The 17,768-nt window shown below is 72.4% G+C and carries 18 protein-coding genes; 12 read left to right on the top strand and 6 right to left on the bottom strand.

Annotated elements, in window-relative coordinates; genetic code table 11:
- Nucleotides 1–6 precede the first annotated feature (6 nt).
- The 4 genes from ACWEJ6_RS10780 (at nt 7) to ACWEJ6_RS10765 (ending at nt 4,017) form a co-directional block, all read left to right on the top strand.
- A complete protein-coding gene (locus ACWEJ6_RS10780) occupies nt 7–579 on the top strand; it encodes a TetR/AcrR family transcriptional regulator (RefSeq protein ID WP_452422948.1) in 573 nt (190 codons plus the stop codon).
- Nucleotides 580–650: 71 nt separating this feature from the next.
- Nucleotides 651–1,841 carry a Cmx/CmrA family chloramphenicol efflux MFS transporter gene (locus ACWEJ6_RS10775; protein ID WP_387664156.1) on the top strand — a complete coding sequence of 397 codons (1,191 nt, stop codon included), beginning with the start codon at nt 651–653 and terminating at the stop codon, nt 1,839–1,841.
- Nucleotides 1,842–1,856: 15 nt separating this feature from the next.
- Nucleotides 1,857–2,672, top strand: a complete 816-nt coding sequence (locus ACWEJ6_RS10770) for an MOSC domain-containing protein (protein ID WP_452422945.1) — start codon at nt 1,857–1,859, stop codon at nt 2,670–2,672.
- A 76-nt stretch (nt 2,673–2,748) separates the two neighbouring features.
- Nucleotides 2,749–4,017 carry an MFS transporter gene (locus tag ACWEJ6_RS10765; RefSeq protein ID WP_452422943.1) on the top strand — a complete coding sequence of 423 codons (1,269 nt, stop codon included), beginning with the start codon at nt 2,749–2,751 and terminating at the stop codon, nt 4,015–4,017.
- Between the two features lie 4 nt (nt 4,018–4,021).
- Here ACWEJ6_RS10765 and ACWEJ6_RS10760 read toward each other — a convergent pair whose 3' ends face one another.
- Together ACWEJ6_RS10760 and ACWEJ6_RS10755 are read right to left on the bottom strand one after the other, a co-directional pair.
- Nucleotides 4,022–5,596 carry a bifunctional 3'-5' exonuclease/DNA polymerase gene (locus ACWEJ6_RS10760; protein WP_452422941.1) on the bottom strand — a complete coding sequence of 525 codons (1,575 nt, stop codon included), beginning with the start codon at nt 5,594–5,596 and terminating at the stop codon, nt 4,022–4,024.
- Nucleotides 5,597–5,611: 15 nt separating this feature from the next.
- The gene (locus ACWEJ6_RS10755) at nt 5,612–7,099 is read right to left on the bottom strand and encodes a metallophosphoesterase family protein (RefSeq protein WP_452422939.1); all 1,488 of its coding nucleotides are present in this window, start codon (nt 7,097–7,099) and stop codon (nt 5,612–5,614) included.
- 129 nt (nt 7,100–7,228) lie between these two features.
- On the opposite strand from ACWEJ6_RS10755, the gene ACWEJ6_RS10750 reads away from it, so the two are divergent.
- Nucleotides 7,229–7,639: a tetratricopeptide repeat protein gene (locus ACWEJ6_RS10750; RefSeq protein WP_452422937.1), complete on the top strand. Its 411-nt coding sequence runs from the start codon at nt 7,229–7,231 to the stop codon at nt 7,637–7,639.
- Here the strand turns inward: ACWEJ6_RS10750 and ACWEJ6_RS10745 are convergent.
- Nucleotides 7,618–9,192, bottom strand: a complete 1,575-nt coding sequence (locus ACWEJ6_RS10745; RefSeq protein ID WP_452423085.1) for an FAD-binding oxidoreductase — start codon at nt 9,190–9,192, stop codon at nt 7,618–7,620. The genes ACWEJ6_RS10750 and ACWEJ6_RS10745 overlap by 22 nt on opposite strands.
- Nucleotides 9,193–9,223: 31 nt before the next feature.
- Between ACWEJ6_RS10745 and ACWEJ6_RS10740 the strand changes: the two genes are divergently transcribed.
- The 6 genes from ACWEJ6_RS10740 (at nt 9,224) to ACWEJ6_RS10715 (ending at nt 15,033) form a co-directional block, all read left to right on the top strand.
- Nucleotides 9,224–9,733: a TetR/AcrR family transcriptional regulator gene (locus tag ACWEJ6_RS10740; RefSeq protein WP_452422935.1), complete on the top strand. Its 510-nt coding sequence runs from the start codon at nt 9,224–9,226 to the stop codon at nt 9,731–9,733.
- A complete protein-coding gene (locus tag ACWEJ6_RS10735) occupies nt 9,726–11,213 on the top strand; it encodes a glycerol-3-phosphate dehydrogenase/oxidase (protein ID WP_452422933.1) in 1,488 nt (495 codons plus the stop codon). Before ACWEJ6_RS10740 ends, ACWEJ6_RS10735 begins: the two co-directional genes overlap by 8 nt.
- Nucleotides 11,214–11,324: 111 nt before the next feature.
- On the top strand, nt 11,325–12,194 hold the full coding sequence (locus ACWEJ6_RS10730) for a sucrase ferredoxin (protein WP_358284847.1): 870 nt from the start codon (nt 11,325–11,327) through the stop codon (nt 12,192–12,194).
- A 100-nt stretch (nt 12,195–12,294) separates the two neighbouring features.
- Nucleotides 12,295–12,606 (top strand): WhiB family transcriptional regulator, encoded by a 312-nt coding sequence (locus tag ACWEJ6_RS10725; protein WP_125634885.1) that lies wholly within the window; start codon nt 12,295–12,297, stop codon nt 12,604–12,606.
- Nucleotides 12,607–13,193: 587 nt separating this feature from the next.
- The gene (locus ACWEJ6_RS10720) at nt 13,194–14,168 is read left to right on the top strand and encodes an esterase-like activity of phytase family protein (RefSeq protein ID WP_452422930.1); all 975 of its coding nucleotides are present in this window, start codon (nt 13,194–13,196) and stop codon (nt 14,166–14,168) included.
- Between the two features lie 67 nt (nt 14,169–14,235).
- Nucleotides 14,236–15,033, top strand: a complete 798-nt coding sequence (locus tag ACWEJ6_RS10715; protein WP_397216512.1) for an alpha/beta fold hydrolase — start codon at nt 14,236–14,238, stop codon at nt 15,031–15,033.
- A gap of 36 nt (nt 15,034–15,069) precedes the next feature.
- Here ACWEJ6_RS10715 and ACWEJ6_RS10710 read toward each other — a convergent pair whose 3' ends face one another.
- A complete protein-coding gene (locus ACWEJ6_RS10710) occupies nt 15,070–15,699 on the bottom strand; it encodes a TetR/AcrR family transcriptional regulator (RefSeq protein WP_452422928.1) in 630 nt (209 codons plus the stop codon).
- 83 nt (nt 15,700–15,782) lie between these two features.
- Between ACWEJ6_RS10710 and ACWEJ6_RS10705 the strand changes: the two genes are divergently transcribed.
- Nucleotides 15,783–16,415, top strand: a complete 633-nt coding sequence (locus tag ACWEJ6_RS10705) for a maleylpyruvate isomerase N-terminal domain-containing protein (RefSeq protein ID WP_452422926.1) — start codon at nt 15,783–15,785, stop codon at nt 16,413–16,415.
- Nucleotides 16,416–16,452: 37 nt separating this feature from the next.
- On the opposite strand, the gene ACWEJ6_RS10700 is transcribed toward ACWEJ6_RS10705, so the two are convergent.
- Nucleotides 16,453–16,686 (bottom strand): DUF397 domain-containing protein, encoded by a 234-nt coding sequence (locus ACWEJ6_RS10700; protein ID WP_352327185.1) that lies wholly within the window; start codon nt 16,684–16,686, stop codon nt 16,453–16,455.
- 133 nt (nt 16,687–16,819) lie between these two features.
- A complete protein-coding gene (locus ACWEJ6_RS10695) occupies nt 16,820–17,701 on the bottom strand; it encodes a helix-turn-helix domain-containing protein (RefSeq protein ID WP_452422924.1) in 882 nt (293 codons plus the stop codon).
- Nucleotides 17,702–17,768 lie beyond the last annotated feature (67 nt).

Genomic DNA, 17,768 nt, shown 5'->3' with positions numbered 1-17,768 from the left:
CTCGTCATGGCACGACCACGGACGTTCGAGGAGGACCGCGCCGTCGAGGCCGCCATGCGCGCGTTCTGGGACGCGGGCTACGAAGGCACCTCGACCCAGGACCTGTGCGAGGCCACCGGTCTCGGCCGCAGCAGCATCTACAACACCTTCGCGAACAAGCGCGACCTCTACGAGCGGGCCCTGCGCCGCTACCAGGAGCAGCGCACGTCCGCGCTGATCGAGCTCATGGCCTCCGACCGGCCCGCCGTGGAGAAGATCAGGACCGTGCTGTGGCAGGCGGTCGACCCCGAGGCCGGCGACCCGGCCGGCTGCCTGGTGGTCAACGCCCTGGTGGAGCTGGCTCCGCACGACCCGGAGATCGCCGTCCTGCTGCGCCGCGACGGCGAGCGGCGGGTGGAGGCGATGCGCGGCGCGATCGAGCGCGGGCAGGCCCTCGGCGAGATCGGCGCGGACAAGGACGCGCTGGCGCTCGCGCACTTCGTCGTGGCCACGGTCAGCGGCCTGCGCGTCGCGGCCCGGGGCGGGGCGGGCCGGGCGGTGCTCGAATCCATCGCGACGACGGCGCTGACCGCTTTCTGACCTTTCCTGCGCCTCCATCTATTTTCGTGCCCGAATTTTGTACTGAGCGTTCTAAAATTGAAGGAGTTCTCATGCCGTTGGCGGTGTTCATCCTGGGGCTGGCGATCTTCGCCCAGGGCACCTCGGAGCTCATGCTGGCCGGACTGCTGCCGGAGATGGCAGCCGACCTCGGCGTGTCCGTCCCCGACGCGGGGCTGCTGATCTCGGCGTTCGCGATCGGGATGCTGGTGGGGGCGCCGGTGCTGGCCGTCGTGACGATGCGCTGGCCGCGCCGGACGGCGCTGCTGACGTTCATGGCGGTCTTCGCGCTGACCCACGTCGCCGGGGCCCTGACCACCAGCTACGGCCTGCTGTTCGCCACCCGCGTGGCGGGCGCCTTCGTCTACGCCGGGTTCTGGGCGGTCGCGGCGTCCACGGCGGTCGGCCTGGTGCCGCCGAACGCCCGGGGGAAGGCGATGAGCATCGTGGCGGGCGGGCTGACCGTGGCCACCGTCGTCGGGCTGTCCCTCGGCACGGTCATCGGCCAGCACCTCGGCTGGCGCGCCGCGTTCTGGGCCGTGGCCGCACTGTCGGCGCTGGCGGCCCTGGGCGTGCTGGCCACGATCCCCGGCGGCCGTCCCGAGCGGGAGGCCGCGCCGGGCGTCGCCGAGCAGCTGCGCTCGATGCTGAGCCCGCGCCTGTGGCTCGCCTTCGCCACCACCGCCCTGGCGACCGGCGGCCTGCTGGTCTCCTTCAGCTACCTGAGCGCGATGCTCGTGGACACGACCGGCCTGCGGGCCGCCTGGGTGCCCGCCGTCCTGGCGCTGTACGGCGTCGGCGCGGTGATCGGCATCACGATCGGCGGGCGCACCGCCGACACGCGCCCCTTCGCGACCCTGTACGCGGGCATCGCCGGGCTGGTCGTGACCTCGGTCCTGCTGGCTCTGGCCGCGCCGGTCGCGGTGCTGGCCGTGCCGCTGGTCCTGCTGCTCGGCGGGTTCGGCTTCGCCACCAACCCGACGCTGAACACCCGCGTCTTCACCCTGGCCAAGGACGCCCCCACGATGGCCGCCGCGATGAACGTCTGCGCCTTCAACGTCGGCATCACCGTCGGCCCGTGGCTCGGCGGGCTGGCGATCGGGGCGGGCGCCGGATACCCGTCCGTCGGCTGGATCGGCGCCGTGCTCGGCGCGGCGGCGCTGGGCGTGGTGGCCCTGTCGGCCCGTCCGGGCCGGGAGCCGGTCGCCGCGGCCCACCGGGCCGAAGCCGTCCCGAGGGCGTGAGGTACGGTCCTGCCCATGGAACTGGCGAGCATCCACTTCTATCCCGTCAAGTCCACCGCCGGGCACGACGTCCATGAGGCCGAAGTGCAGCCGTGGGGGCTGGCCGGCGACCGGCGTTACCTGGTGACCGACGGCCAGGGCGGCATGCTGACCGCCCGCGAGCACCCCAGGCTGCTGGCCTGCGTGGCCCAGCTCGACGGCGACACCCTCACCCTGACCGGCCCGCACGCGCCCCCGCTGCGGGTCACCCCGACTTCCGCCATGACCACCGTGGACGTCTGGCGCACGCCCGTCGAGCTCACCGACTGCGGCGACGACGCGGCACGCTGGCTGTCGGACCTGATCGGCCGCCCGGCGCGGCTGGCCTGGCTCGACGACCCGGCCCGGCGTCCCGTCAACCCGGAGTACGGCCTGCCCGGCGACCGGGTGAGCCTGGCCGACGGCTACCCCCTGCTGCTGACCACGACCGCCTCACTCGGCCGGCTCAACGACTGGATCGCCGAGACGGCGGCCGAACGCGGCGAGGAGGTCCCCGAGCCGCTGCCCATGCACCGCTTCCGGCCCAGCGTGGTGATCGACGGCGTGGAGCGGCCGTTCGCCGAGGACGAGTGGAAGCGGCTGCGCATCGGCACGGTCGCCTTCCGGGTGACCAAGGGCTGCGACCGCTGCGTGCTGACCACGATCGACACCGCGACGTACACCAAGGGCAAGGAGCCCATCAGGACGCTGTCCCGCCACCGCAAGTGGGACGGCAAGGTCTGGTTCGGCATCAACCTGATCCCGGACGCCCCCGGCACGATCACCGTGGGGGATTCCGTCACCATCCTCTGAAAAGGGCACCTTTCCCAATAGAAATGGATGCCTGTCCTCTTTGGGGGGATGTCGGGGGCTATGCGAGACTTCACAGGTGACCAGCGCCCCCACGAAACCCCCCGTCTCCCTGCCTGACCTCGTCAGCGTCCAGCGCCGAACCCTGGTCGTCCTGTCCGCCGCGCAGATCGTCGGCGGCGTCGGGGTGGCCGTCGGCCTGGCGCTCAGCTCGGTGGTCGTGGACGAGCTGTCCGGCTCGACCGTGATCAGCGGGTTCGCCGGAACCGCGACCGTGCTCGGGGCGGCGCTGCTCGCGCTGCCGACCGCGCGGCTGTCGAGCCTGGGGGGCCGCCGGGTGGGCCTGTCGCTGACCTACCTGGCGGCGCTGGCGGGCTGCGCGCTCTCGGTGGCCGCGATCAGCCTGGGCAACTGGCCGCTGCTGCTGGCCGGGCTGGTGCTGGTCGGCGGCGGCAGCGCGGGCAGCCTGGCGGCCCGCTACTCGGCCACCGACCTGTCGCCCAAGGGCCACTCGGCCCGGCATCTGTCGCTGGTGGTGTGGGCCTCGACCGTCGGCTCGGTCGCCGGGCCCAACCTGGCCGAGCCCGCCGACCGGATCGGGATCGAGGCCGGGCTGGCGGCCAAGGCGGGGCCGTTCGCGTTCGCGGCGCTGGCGTTCGCCGTGGCGCTCGTGATCATCATCGGCGGCCTGCGCCCGGACCCGCTCAAGCTGGCCCGCGCGCTGGACGGCGCCCCCGAGCCCGGCCCCGGCCGCCACCGCACGATCAGGACGGGCCTGCGCACGCTGCGCGAGACCCCCATGGCCCGCCGCGCGCTCGTCATGATCGCGGTGGCCCACACCGCGATGGTCTCGATCATGTCGATGACGCCCGTGAAGCTCCACCACGACGGCTCGAACCTGAACGTCATCGGCCTGGTGATCAGCCTGCACATCGCCGGCATGTACATGTTCTCGCCGGTCGTCGGCTGGCTGGCCGACCGGGCGGGCAAGGTGCCGGTTTTGGTGCTCGGTTCGGTGCTGCTGCTGGCCGCGGCCGTCCTGGCGGGCACCGCGGGGCACCGGGTGTGGCAGGTGACGACGGCCCTGGTCGTGCTCGGGCTCGGCTGGTCGTGCGGGCTGGTCGCCGGGTCGGCGCTGGTCACCGAGTCGGTGCCGATCGACCGCCGGCCCGCCGTGCAGGGCCTGTCCGACCTGCTGATGAACGTCTGCGGCGCCACCGGGACGATCATCGCGGGCGCCATCGTGGGCATCCTGTCCTACGGCGTGCTCGGCCTGGTCGTCGGCGTCATGGTCACGCTGGCCGGGCTCTGGCTGGTCTCGGCCCGGTACCGCGACAGACCGGCCTGAACGGTCACTTGGCGTCGGCGTAGCACCCGACGGCCACCGTCTCCATGGGGAAGCGCACCGGGGTCGAGCCGAACAGCAGCCTGCTCGCCTCCGCGGCCGCCGCCGTCACCGCCGCGGTGACCTCCTCGGCCTGCTCCAGCGGGCAGTGCACCATGACCTCGTCGTGCTGGAAGAACACCAGCCTGGCGGGCTCGGGCAGCAGCCCGCGCAGCACCGCCAGCAGCGCCAGGGCCCATTCGGCGGCCGTGCCCTGCACCACGAAGTTCCTGGTGAACCTGCCCCGGTCGCGGGCCGCCCGGCCGCCCTCCGGGCCGGACACCAGCTCCTTCCACCGCCCGGACGGCGGCGGGCTGGTCCGCCCGAGCCACGACCGCACCAGCCGCCCCTCCTCCCCGGCCTTGGCCGCGTCCTCCACGAACTGGTACGCCTTGGGGAAGCGCTGGCGCATGACGGCCAGCAGCTTGGAGGCGTCGCCGCTGGTGCCGCCGTACATGGCGGACAGCATGGCGATCTTGGCATTCCCGCGCTCGCCGCCGAACGACTGGGCCAGCGCCGAGTACAGGTCGATCTCCCCCGCCGCCCTGGCCAGCCCGCCGTCGCCGGCCATCGCGGCCAGCACCCTCGGCTCCAGCTGGGCCGCGTCGGCGACGACCAGCGTCCATCCCGCGTCGGCCACCACGACCCGGCGCATCACCTTGGGGATCTGCAGCGCGCCGCCGCCGCTGGTCGCCCACCGGCCGGACACCACGCCGCCGACGACGTACTCGGGGCGGAAGCGCCCGCCGCGCACCCACTGGTCGGCCCACACCCAGCCGTGGAAGCTGTAGAGCCGGGCCAGCTCCTTGTAGGCCAGCAGCGGCGCGACGGCGGGATGGTCGATCTTCTTCAGCTCCCACGACCGGGTCGTCTTCAGCGCCACCCCCGCCCCCTTGAACGCCTTGACCAGCTGCTGCACCGAGTCGGGGTTGACCGGCCGCCCGAAGGCCGCCGCCACCTCGTCGGCCAGCGCCTGCAGCTTGGCCGGGCGCATGCCGTGCACGGGCCGCGGGCCGAGCAGGTCGGTGAGCAGCGCGTCGTGCACGTCCAGGCGCCAGGGCATGCCCTCGTGCGACATCTCGGCCGCGACCAGCGCGCCCGCGGACTCGGCGGCGACCAGCAGCCGGAAGCGGCCGGGCTCGGGCAGCGCCTCGATCCGGCGGAGCTGGTCGGCCAGCACCTCGGCCACCGCCTCGGCCCCCAGCGGCTCCGGCGCGAACAACGTGCCGGGCACGCTCGGCTGGTCGTCGGGCACCGGCAGGCCGTGCAGCCGGGCGTGGGCGGCCCGCGCCGAGCGCGGCTCGCCGTAGCGGCCCTCGTGGGCGAGCAGCAACCCCTCGGTGAGCGCGAGGTCGTGGCAGCGCGCGACCCGCACGCCCCGCTCCAGCAGCTGAGGGTACGTCTCCCGGGTGTCGGCCCAGACCCACCGCGGCCCGCCCCCGGACTCCAGCTCCCGCACCGCGGACGCCGGGTCGGCCGCGCGCCGGGGCGTTCCTCCGACGGGGAGCACTGTCTCCCCCGCTACCACGACATACACGCACATAAGGGTGCCAAACGGCTACGACAAATCGATGTGCACCTCGTCCTCCAGCGGCGGCCGGAGCTCCTGCTCCAGGCAGCCGGTGGCGGCGAAACAGCGCAGGGTCAGCCGGTCGGGCGTGACCGACGCGTGCAGGAACTGCTTGAAGAACGGCGGCTGGTCCCAGTCGGACAGCTCCGACAGGAAGCGGTGGAACACCTTGTCCACCGGCAGCCTGAACGGCCACGGCCAGGCCCCGAGCAGCCGCGCCGCCCAGCGCATCCGCCGGGTCACCGTGACCGCGCCCTCGACCGGCCGGGCCGGCCGGTTGCCGATCTGGCTGGACATGATGCACACCGCCTCGTCGGGGGTGAGGCAGAGCCACTTCATCCGCAGGCGGCGGGCGTAGAGCTGGCTGTAGAAGGACAGCGAGTCGCCGCGCAGCGGGTAGCACTTGAAGTCGTCCTCGGCCACGCCGGCGACGTCCACCCTGCCGATGATGTGGGTGGCGTGCATGAAGGCGCCGCCGCCGCCCGTCACGATGTACTGGATCACCCGGTCGCCCACCTTGACCGGATAGCGCTGGTAGTTGTGCACGTCTCCGCCGATGGCCGCGACGTACCGGTGGGCCGGGTCGCGCACGATGTCATCGATCGTGCCGCCTTCCTCCAGCGGTGACGGCTTGTGCACGTTGCCGGTGTAGATGGGCTTCCCGGTCACCAGGATCTTCGGCCGCGGGTCGAGCGAGACGCGGCGCAGCCAGGCCGTCTGGGCCTTGTCGATCACGTTCTTGATGCCGGTGTCCACGCCCACGACCAGCAGGCTGTCGCTCTCGATCGCCCAGTACGGCGCCGGCTGCGCGGCCTGCTGGGCCGGCCGTCCCCGGAGCTCGCGCGCCTCGGCCAGCCTGCCCTCGTCGATCGTCTCCGGCTTGCGCCACAGCAGCCCGCGCAGCCCGCGGTCCGGCGTCGGCTTGAGCGGCGGGGCGTCGCAGAAGACCCGCATGAAGCCGCCGAGCCCGTCGTACCAGTCGTGGTTGCCGGGGATCGCGTAGATCGGCGCCTGGTAGTCCTTGTACGGGCGGAAGAACTTGTTCCCGTACTCGTTGCCCGACCCCGTCGGGTAGATGACGTCGCTGGCGATGACCGCGAACGAGGTGTCCTGCCCGAGCTTCAGCATCCCGGGGACGACGGCGTACTGGGAGGCGTCGCCCTCGCCGGTGTCGCCCAGAATCAGGAAATTGAAATTTCCCCCGACGCCGGGCTTGATGCGAAATTCCGGATCTATCCCGCGGGCTTCCTGAGCCGCGATCCACCGTTTCCGCACCTCCCCCGAAGGATCACCGAACAAGGTCGCCAGGATCTCGTTCCTGGACAACCAGAGCGTGCCTAAATTCAGCCAGGTGAATCCACCCTTGTCCGGTCTGAGCTGGGCGAACGTCCCCGGTTCGGCGCAGGCCCAGCCGGCCCCCGCCTTCGACACCCGTGACGAATGCTGCTTCCCGCGCTCGGCCGCGACTTCCACCATGACCACATCTTTACCGGCATCCACCATTCGCGCACACTCCACGCTCCGTACTCCCGGAAACACAGATGGTGCGGCATGGTGTAACCTCACGTCCCCAAGCAAGCCCTTGGGACGCGGAGGTGGGCTCCCATGAACCGGAACGGCCCGGACGACGCGACCCGGATGGGCAGTCCCGACGCGGCGGCCGTGCAGGCGTTACTCGCCTACGCCCTCACCCTCCCCCGCCGGGGCGGCCGGGGCGTCGACCGGGCGCTCGAGGCCGTCGCCCAGAGCCGGGCGTTGACCGCCCGCTCCCCCGCCGAGCACACCGGCCTGCTGGCCCACTGCCTGCGCACCACGGCCAGGATGCTGCTCGACCGCTCCCGCGCCACCGAGGCGCTGCCCATGGCGCAGGAGGCGGTGGCGCTCAGCCGCGGGCTGGACGGCGGCCACCTCGCGGTCTCCCTCTACCGGCTGGCCGAGGCGTACGAGGCCCTCCACCGCTACAGCGACGCCGCCGAGACGCTGGCGGAGGCCGATCAGATCCCCGGCGGCGACTGAGGGACCAGCACCCCCGGGTTGAGGATCCCCGCCGGGTCCAGCCGGTCCTTGACGGCCTGGAGCACGCCCACGCCCAGCGGGCCCAGCTCCGCGCCGTAGGCGTCCCGGTGGTCGCGGCCCACCCCGTGGTGGTGCGAGATCGTCCCGCCGGCCTCGACGATCGCCGTGTTCACCGCCTCCTTGGCCCGCTCCCACTGCTCGACCGGGTCGCCCTGCTGCGGGGTCACGACGGTGAAGTACAGCGAGGCGCCGGTCTCGTACACGTGCGAGACGTGGCACATGACCAGCGGCGAGCCGAGCGCGCCGAGCAGGGCCAGCCGGACGGCGTCGTACAGGCGCGGCAGGTTCGACCAGAACCCGGCCGTCTCCAGGGTCTCCACGGTGGCGCCCGCGCCGAGCAGCGAGTCGCGCAGGTACGGCGCGGAGAAGCGGCCGTGCTCCCACGCCTGGCCGGGCTCGGGCCCGAGCGGCTCGCCGCCGTGCCGGGCCAGGACCGCGGCGGCCGCGGCGTGCCGGTGGCCGATCCAGTCGCCCTCGACGCCGAGGATCACCAGGCAGCCGGAACCGCCGCCGCCGATCGCGTCCGGCCGGGCCAGCCCGATCATGGTCTCGGTCTCGTCGGAGAGCCGCAGCACGGTGGGAAGCGGGCCTTCCTGGGCGAGGGCCCGCACGGCGGCCGTCCCCGCTCGGAACGACTCGAACCGCCAGCCCTCATAACGGCGCTCGGCCGGCCGCCTGCGCACCCGCAGGCGCAGCGACGTGATGACGCCGAACGCCCCCTCCGAGCCCAGGACGAGCTGGCGCAGGTCGGGCCCGGCCGCGGACTTGGGCGCGCGGCCCAGCTCCAGCGTCCCGGACGGCGTCGCCAGGGTGAGGCCGACGACCATGTCGTCGAAGCGCCCGTACCCGGCCGAGGCCTGGCCGCTGGAGCGGGCCGCGGCGAAGCCGCCGAGCGTGGCGTACTCGAAGGACTGGGGGAAGTGCCCCAGCGTGAGGCCGTGCTCGGCGAGCAGCCGCTCGGCCTCGGGGGCGCGCACGCCCGGCTCGAAGTCGGCCACCATCGACTCGGCGTCGACCGAGCGCAGCCGGTCGAGCCGGCCCAGGTCGAGCGCGATCACGCCGGTGAAGCCGGCCCGCGCGGCCACGAGCCCGCCGACGACGGAGGTGCCGCCGCCGAACGGCACGACCGCGACCCGCTCGGCCGCGCACAGCCGCAGCAGCTCCTCCACCTCCTCGTGCGAGCCGGGCAGCACGACCGCGTCGGGGGCGTCGGAGCCGTCTCCCGCGCGCATCCGCAGCAGGTCGGGCGTGGACTTGCCGCGCGTGTGCCGCAGCCTGGCCTCGTGGGAGGTCAGCACGTGCGCGGGCCCGGTGACGGCCGCGAGCGCGGCCAGCACCGGCTCGGGCAGCGCGACCGGCGGCAGCCGGACCTCCTCGATGGCGGCGGCCGGGGTCTCGGGCGCGCGCACGCCGAGCAGGTCGTGCAGCAGCTTGCGGATCTGTTCGGGCAGCTCGCGGGCCTTGGCGGGGTCGCCCCAGCCACACCAGAGCATGGGTTCACCGGTCACGCATACACTGTGACACATGACGTCGAACCGTCACAATGAGGGTGTGCTGGACGCGGCCCGCGCGTGCGTGCTGGCCTACGGCGTGCGCAGGACCACGCTCACGGACGTGGCCAGGCGGGCGGGCGTGTCGCGGATGACGATCTACCGCCGCTGGCCGGACGTGCGCTCGCTGGTCGCCGACCTGATGACGCGGGAGTGGGTCGCGGTCGTGTCGCGACTCGACCTGTCCGATCCGGTGCCCGCGATCGTGGCGGGCGTACGGGGGCTGCGCGGGCACCCGCTCTGGCGCAAGATCGTGGAGGCGGACCCCGAGCTGCTGCTGCCGTACCTGCTGGACCGGCGGGGGGCCAGCCACGAGGCGGTGCTGGCCCTGCTGGAGCCGGCCGTCGGCGGGCCGGCCAGGGCGCGGGCCGTGCTGCTGGTCGCCCAGTCGTTCCTGCTGTCGGCCCCCACGATGCTCGACCCCGTGACGCTCGACGACCTGGACGCCGAACTCGCCGCCCTGCTGGAGGCCTACCTTGGATAGCTCGCTGAACGCCCGCAGAAGGACGTACGAACTGGGCGTGGTCGCCGACGGGCGGCTGGACGTGCTGGTGGTGGGGCTCGGCGCGACGGGAGCCGGCGCGGCCCTCGACGCCGCCTCCCGCGGGTTGAGCGTAGCGGCGGTCGACGCGCACGACCTGGCCTTCGGCACGTCGAGGTGGAGCTCCAAGATGGTCCACGGCGGGCTGCGCTACCTGGCCAAGGGGCAGGTGGACGTGGCCTACGAGAGCGCGGTCGAGCGCGGCATCCTGCTCAGGACGACGGCTCCGCACCTGGTCAAGGCCCATCCGTACCTGCTGCCGCTGACGCCGGCGGTCTCCCCGCGGCAGGCCGCCCTGGTGATGACCGGCTACCGGCTCGGCGACGGGCTGCGGACCGCCGCGCGCACGCCGCGCCGCCTGCTGCCCGGCCCCACGCGGCTCGGCGCGGCGCGCGCCCACACGCTCGCGCCGGTGCTGGCGCGCGACGGCCTGCGCGGCGGCCTGCTGTCGTGGGACGGCCGGCTGCTCGACGACGCCCGCCTGGTCGTGGCGCTGGCCAGGACCGCCGCCGGGCACGGCGCCCGCGTCCTGACCCGCTGCCGCGCCCTGCGGCTCACGGACGAGGGCGCCGAGATGCGCGACGAGCTGACCGGCGAGCGGTTCACCATCCGGGCCAGAGCGGTGGTCAACGCGACGGGTGTGTGGGCCGGGCAGCTCGACCCGGCGGTGCGGCTGCGGCCGTCCCGGGGCAGCCATCTCGTGCTCGACGCCGGGACGCTGCCGGGGCTGATCGCCGGCATGCACGTGCCCATTCCCGGAGAGAGCAACCGATTCGCGCTCGTACTCCCCCAGGGCGACGGCCGCGTCTACGTCGGACTGACCGACGAGCCGCTGGACGGGCCGGTGCCCGACGTCCCCGAGGTGCCCGCCGAGGACGTCACGGCGCTCCTGGAGGTGCTCAACGGCATTCTGGAGGCTCCGGTGACCCCTGAGGCGGTCGCGGGCGCGTACGCGGGCCTGAGGCCGCTCCTGGCCGCGGACGGCCGCACGGCGGACCTCTCGCGCCGGCACGCGGTGCTGTCGGACGGCGGCGTGGTCACGGTCGTCGGGGGCAAACTCACCACATACCGACGAATGGCCGAGGACGCCATCGGCCGGGCCGTCTCCCTCAAAGACCTCAGCGCCGGACCGAGCCGGACGAAGCACCTCCCCCTGGTCGGCGCGGGCCCGCAGCCGGACGGCGTGCCGCCCCGGCTGGCCGAGCGGTACGGCAGCGAGGCCGCGGCGGCGTACGAGCTGGTCAAGGACCACCCCGAGGAGGTCGGGCTCGGCCTGACCAAGGGCGACCTGCTCTGGTCGGTCCGGCACGAGGGCGCGCTCGACGAGGCCGACCTGCTGGACCGCAGGACCAGGATCGGCCTGGTCGCCGCCGACCGCGACCGCGCGCTGCCCGCGACACGCGACGTGCTCGGGACCGGGTGACCCCGGCCCCGAACCCGCCGGATGCGTTAGGTTATCCTTACCTAATTCTTCGGGAAGGGGGAGGCGTTGGCGAGGGGATGCGAGCATCCGGCGGGCTGCCACACGGGAGCCATGCCCACCCTGGCCAGCGCCACCGTGGGAGCCAGGCTGTGGCTGCTCGTCGAGTACGCCGGCCCGTGGCCGTCCCACCTGGAAAGCTTGCAACTTCCTGAAGAAATCTCCGAACTCGTGCGCAGAGCGCTCGAACGCGGTATCAGGCCCCAGCTCATCAGGCGGCCGGGCAAGCGAACCCGCCAGCGGGACCAGGGGATCCGTGTGCTATTGGCCTACGCGGCGGGCGACCGCCCCTGGTTGGCCGGCGGTGTCGTCGCAGGTCCGGACGATCTTGACCTGGACGCCTTCGTGGCCGGAGTGCTCCCGGAGTCCTGCATACTTGAAGACGAGCCGGTATTTCTGGTCTGCACGCACGCCAAGCGCAATGCGTGCTGCGCCCGCATTGGACTACCCCTCGCTCGGTCGCTGGCCGAATCTTTGCCGGACAGAGTGTGGGAAACGTCACACGTTGGCGGCGATCGCTACGCCGCCAACCTCGTGTGCTTGCCACACGGAATTTTCTACGGCAGCATGTCTCAGGCTGCTGCACTGGCAGCGGCTAACGCGTACCGGTCGGGCGAGATCATTCTCGACCGTCTCCGGGGGCGCGCAGGCATCCCTGAGCCATTGCAAGCCGTCGAGCATTTTGCCCGAGCCCATACGGGAGAGTGCTCCGTCGGCGCAGTGGCCGTGGAATCCTCCAGGTCGGACGGTGACGTCACCGAAGCAGTCGTGCGCTGCGGAGACGTCCGGTTCCAGGTTGTGGTTGAGCCATCGGCGTTCACAGCGCCGTGTGGTACGGCTTGCGCCGAGACGATCACCACCTACCGGCTGGTTTCGCTGGACAGGCTCACGCCTGTGCGGTACGCCACGCCCGCCCTCGCCTGACTAGGGAACATCACGGCCCGTCCTTGCGTTGGAACAGTGACGCCAAAAGCGTCCAATGCGGCTCAATTACCGAAATACCTCTCACGAAGGTGGTTTTCTCATGTCTCAGGTACGTCGGCAGCTCGCCCGCCCGCGCCCCAGCTGGGGTTGGCAGGATGATGCCGCGTGCCGGGGTGAGGATCTCGTGCTCTTCTTCGGCCCCGACGGGGAGCGGCAGCCCGAGCGTGACGTACGTGAGCGGAAGGCCAAGGCGATCTGCGCCGGGTGCCCTGTCCGCAACGAGTGCCTAGACTACGCGCTGTCCCGGCCGGAGAAGTACGGCACGTGGGGCGGTCTCAACGAGGACGAGCGCGCCAGCGAGCGTCGCCGTCGCATGCGCCGCGCCGCCAGCGCCGGCATCTCCGCCGCCTGACACACCTCGGCAGCATCAACGATCATCGCGTGATCACTCAGTTGTCCCGATGAACCGGAGCCTGGCCTTCCATGTCCAGGCTCTGGCGAACCCGGTCGGGGCAACTGCCTGATCAGGCCCGAGATCGTCATCCCGCACCAAGCATCGCCCGGCCACCCCCGCCCGACCCAGGGCAGGGGTGGCCGGTCGCGTTTCCCGTCGTGCGCGCCTTTCGTCCGGGAATGTGCGCAGGTCACCGGGCTCGGGCGGACCGGCAATGATGTCCGATTAATCCATGAGCGTCCATGAAGGTCGTCTCATGTTCGGAATGCCGTCATGTGCTGCCTCTAGCGTGCCCGCCATGAGACGCATCACCACCCTGACGTGCGTGGCGGCCCTGGCGCTCGCCCTCGCCGCCCCGGCCACCGCCGCCATGGCCGACCCCGCCCGGCCCGGGGACCGCGGACCCGCCGCGTTCGGCCGCGCCACGCTGACCGGCTTCGCCGCGCTGCCCGCGCAGACCTACGTGCCCGGCAGCGAGCCGTCGGGCTCCCTCCTCGGCGCCGCGCCGGTCAACGGCGGTCACCCCGCCCTTCCCCGGCCAGCCCGTGCAGGGCTTCAGCGGCATCGCCCGCCGCCACGACGGCACCTTCGACGTGCTGTCCGACAACGGCTTCGGCAACAAGGCCAACAGCGCCGACTTCCTCCTGCGCGTGCACCGCGTCAAGCCGGACTTCGCCGCCAAAACGGTCGAGGTGCTCGGCGGCTTCAACCTGACCGACCTGCGGGGACTCGTCCCGTTCGCCCTGACCCGCCAGGACCGTACGCTGACGGGCTCCGACTTCGACGTCGAGTCGATCGTGCGCGCGACGGACGGCACCTACTGGATCGGCGACGAGTTCGGCCCGTTCCTGCTGCACTTCGACCGCAAGGGCCGGCTGCTCGACGCCCCGATCGAGCTGCCCGGCGTCAAGGCCCCCGAGAACCCCTGGCTGAACGGCGCCCAGCCCAATCTGGCCAGCTCCAAGGGCTTCGAGGGCATGGCCAGGTCGGTGGACGGCCGCCGGCTCTACCCGCTGCTCGAAGGCACGGTGAACGGCGACCCGGCGGGCACTTTGCGGATGAACGAGTTCGACCTGCGCAAGCGCGCGTACACCGGGCGCACGTGGACGTACCGGCTGGAGGACCCCGCGCACTCCATCGGCGACGCCGTCGCCGTGGACGCGAACCGCTTCCTGATCATCGAGCGGGACAACCTCCAGGGCGACGCGGCCAAGGTCAAGCGCGTCTACCTGGCCGACACGCGCGACCGCGACCACGACGGCGCCCTGGACAAGACGCAGGTGGCCGACCTGCTCGACCTGGCCGACCCGCGCGGCCTCGGCGGCACGCCCGGCACGTTCCGGTTCCCGTTCCAGACCATCGAGGACGTCGTCGTCCTCGACGACCGCACCCTGGGCCTGCTGGACGACAACAACTTCCCCTTCTCCAGCGGCCGTACGCCGGGCCGTCCCGACGACAACGAGTTCATCACCGTCCGGCTCTCGCGCGGCCTTCAGGCCGATCCGCGAATTTTCCGGTAGAAGCATGTAGAGAAGCGTGGGACGGCTCCGACCTCCTGCTGACAAGAGCCCGCAGAAGGAGTTCGACATGCAGTCCACGGTTCAGACCGTCACCTCGGCCGACGGCACCCGCATCGCGTTCGAGAGCAGCGGCGAGGGCCACCCGGTGATCCTGGTGGGCGGCGCCTTCAACGACCGCACCACCGTCGCCGCCCTCGCCGCCGCGCTCGCCCCCGGCTTCCGCGCGATCGCCCACGACCGCCGCGGCCGGGGCGGCAGCGGCGACGCGCCCGCCTACGCCGTCGAGCGCGAGATCGAGGACCTCGCCGCGCTGATCGAGCACGCGGGCGGCTCGGCGAGCGTCTTCGGCCACTCCTCCGGCGCCATCCTGGCGCTGGAGGCCGCCGCGTACGGGCTGCCGATCGCCCGCCTGGCCGTCTACGAGCCGCCGTACGTCGTGGACGGCGCGCGCACCGCGCCCGGCGGCGACTTCGCCGAGCGGCTGCGCGCCCTCGTCGAGGGCGATCGCCGCGACGAGGCCGTGGCGCTGTTCCTGACCGAGGGCGCCGACGTGCCCGCCGAGGTGGTGGCGGGCATGCGGTCGGAGCCCGTGTGGGGCTGGTTCACCAGCCTGGCGCACACGCTCGCCTACGACGCCGCCGTGTGCGGTCCGGGGCAGTCACTGCCGGTCGAGCGGCTGTCCGGCATCACCGTGCCCACCCTGGCGATCGGCGGCGACCAGTCCCCGAAGTGGATGCTGGACGCCGTGCGGGCCGTCGCCGACGCCGTGCCGGGCGCCCGGCACGTGGTGCTGCCCGGCGAGGACCACGGCGTGCTCGGCCGGCCGGAGGCGCTGCTGCCGACGCTGACCGACTTCCTGTCCTGAGCGGGCACGTACCGGAACGAGCCCCTCTGGGCTAGATCATCCGCTTCCGGGGGGCTTGCCGAGGGCGTCGCGGAGCTCCGCCGCCGCCTCCGGGGTCAGCAGGGGGTGGGAGTAGAGGTCGAGCAGGGTGAGCGCGAGCAGGTGGGCGCCCTCGGGGCTGAACACGTCCACGCCGAGGCCGCGGGAGACGTGCTTGTGCAGCACGCCGACCGACAGCGACATGGCCGTGGACACGGTCGCGCGCGCCCTGCGCCCGGCGAACGGCTCGTCGGTGCGGGTCTCGTCGAGCTCCGCCAGCCACCGCTCGCTCAGCTCGGCGATGCCGTCGAACAGCGGCGCGGCCCAGCCCTCGGCCAGCGCCCGCGCCACGTACAGCCGGTAGGGCGCCAGCGCGTCGAGCGCCGCGGCCACGGGGTTGCGCCCGGCGGGCACGGCGCCGGCGCGGACGTCGTCGTCGATCCGCCGGACGAGCCTGATCAGGTGTTCGTCGCACGCCTCGCGCAACGCCTGCTTGGAGCCGTAATGGTGGCGCAGCAGCCCCGGGGACACCCCGGCGGTCCCGGCGATGGCGCGGGTCGTGGCCCCCTCGAAGCCGTGCTCGCCGAAGTGCAGCAGCGCCGCCTCCCTGATGCGGGCGCGCGCGGTGAGGTCTTCGGGGTCGGTCATGCGGTACGGCTCCCGTCCGGACGTGCGGATCGTGACGACCCTACACGCGGGCGCACGAAGCGGACGGCGATAAGGTGCCCTGCATGCCGGATTCAGCGCTCGTGACCGCGGACGACCTCGACCAGGCCGTCGCCCTCGCCGTCGACACGCTGCGGGACGCGCCGCCGCAGGCGTGGGAGGCGAAGGCGGGCTCACTGGAGTGGACCTGCTGGGAGACCGTCGAGCACCTCGCCGACGACCTGTTCGCCTACGCCGCCCAGCTCGGGCTCAACGTGCCGCCGCTGGACACGTACGTGCCGTTCGCGCTGGAGCGGCGCAGGCCCGGCGGCCCCAACAACACCATCCACGCCGACCGCGCGGCCGGGCCCACCGGGCTGCTGCAGGTGCTCCAGGCCTGCGGCGCGCTGCTGTCGGCCATGGTCCGCGCCGCGCCGCCGCAGGCGCGCGGTCATCACGTCTTCGGCATGGCGGACGCGTCGGCGACCGCCGCGATGGGCCTGGTGGAAACGCTCGTGCATATGCACGACGTGTCCGAGGGGCTGGGGCTGGCCTGGGAGCCGCCCGCCGGCCTGTGCTCGCGGGTGCTGGCCCGCCTGTTCCCCGACGCCCCCGTGGACACCGCCCCCTGGGCCACGCTGCTGTGGGCGACCGGCCGCGGCGAGCTGCCCGGACGGCCGCGTCAGACCCGGTGGCGCTGGTACAACGAACCCCGCTGATCAGACGGAGGATCAGACGGGGGATCAGACCGGGTGCTCAGACGATCAGGTCGTCGAACTCGCCGTCCTTGGCCCCCAGGACGAACGCGCTGATCTCGGCCTGCGTGTAGACCAGCGCGGGGCCGTCGGGGAACCGGGAGTTGCGCATGGCGATCTCACCCGTGGGCAGGCCCGCGACCTCGACGCAGTTGCCGTTGGGATTGCTTCGCCTGCTCTTGCGCCACACGACGGGGAGGTGACCGGCGGGCGTTCCGTTCCGGAACTCGTGCATGGGGGAAGCTCCTAGCGATCTTACGGATGCACGTGCATCCGCGTTTGCGCTGACCCTACGACAGCACGACAGACTCCATATACCGGATGACCAAAAATCCGACTATGGAGTGGATCACAGGAGTTTCAGCAGCTCATCCGGAAATGAGCTGTTCCAGAAAGCGCCGTGTCTGCTTCGGCTCCAGGGCCTGGATGCTCAGCCGGTCCATGACCTCCATGTAGTGGTCGGAGTCGGCTGGCTTGTCCAGATAGAGGGCGCTGGTGAGCTGCTCCATGTAGACCACGTCGGGCAGTTCGCGCTCAGGGAAGCGCAGGATGCTGAACGAACCGCCGGCCGCCGCGTGCCCGCCGCTCTCGAACGGCATCACCTGGACGGTGACGTTGCGCTCCTCCGTGGCGTCGAGCAGGTGGCGGATCTGCTCCTGCATGACGCCGGGCCCGCCGAGCCCCCGCCGCAGGACGGCCTCGTCGATCACGGCCCACAGCTTGAGCCCGCTCTCCAGGCGCTTCTGCCGGGTGGTGCGCAGGGTGACGCGGCGGTCGAGCTCGGGGTCGAGCGCCTTCTCGTTGCCGAGCCGGATCACGGCCTTGGCGTACGCGGGCGTCTGCAGCAGGCCGGGGACGAACTGGTTCTCGAACGTGCGGATGGCCGAGGCGGCCCCCTCCAGCCCGATGTAGACCTCGAACCAGCCGGGCAGCAGGTCGCCGTACTTGTGCCACCAGCCCGGCGCGTTGGCCTGCCGGGCCAGGGCGAGCAGCGGCTCACGGTCGTCCGGGGCGGTGACGCCGTAGAGGGTGAGCAGGTCGGCGACGTCCCGCTGCTTGAAACTGACCTGACCGAGCTCAAGTCGGCTGATCTTCGCATGAGATGCGCGAATGGAGTATCCGGCATCCTCCCGGGAGATACCCTTCTCGGTACGGAGCCTGCGCAGTTGCGTACCCAGCAGGATCCGCAGCACCGTCGGGCTTCCCGGCGTGTAGCTGAGAAGCTTTCCCTCCGCGCTCTGTGCGCTCACTCGACCGCTCCTAGATCATCTGCACGTGCAGATGGTATTCGCATCGGTAAAACACGAAAAGTCTTGC

Source organism: Nonomuraea sp. NPDC004702 (assembly GCF_053601695.1).
Note: the sequence above shows the minus strand (reverse complement) of the source record. Positions and strands in the feature narration are given on the sequence as shown.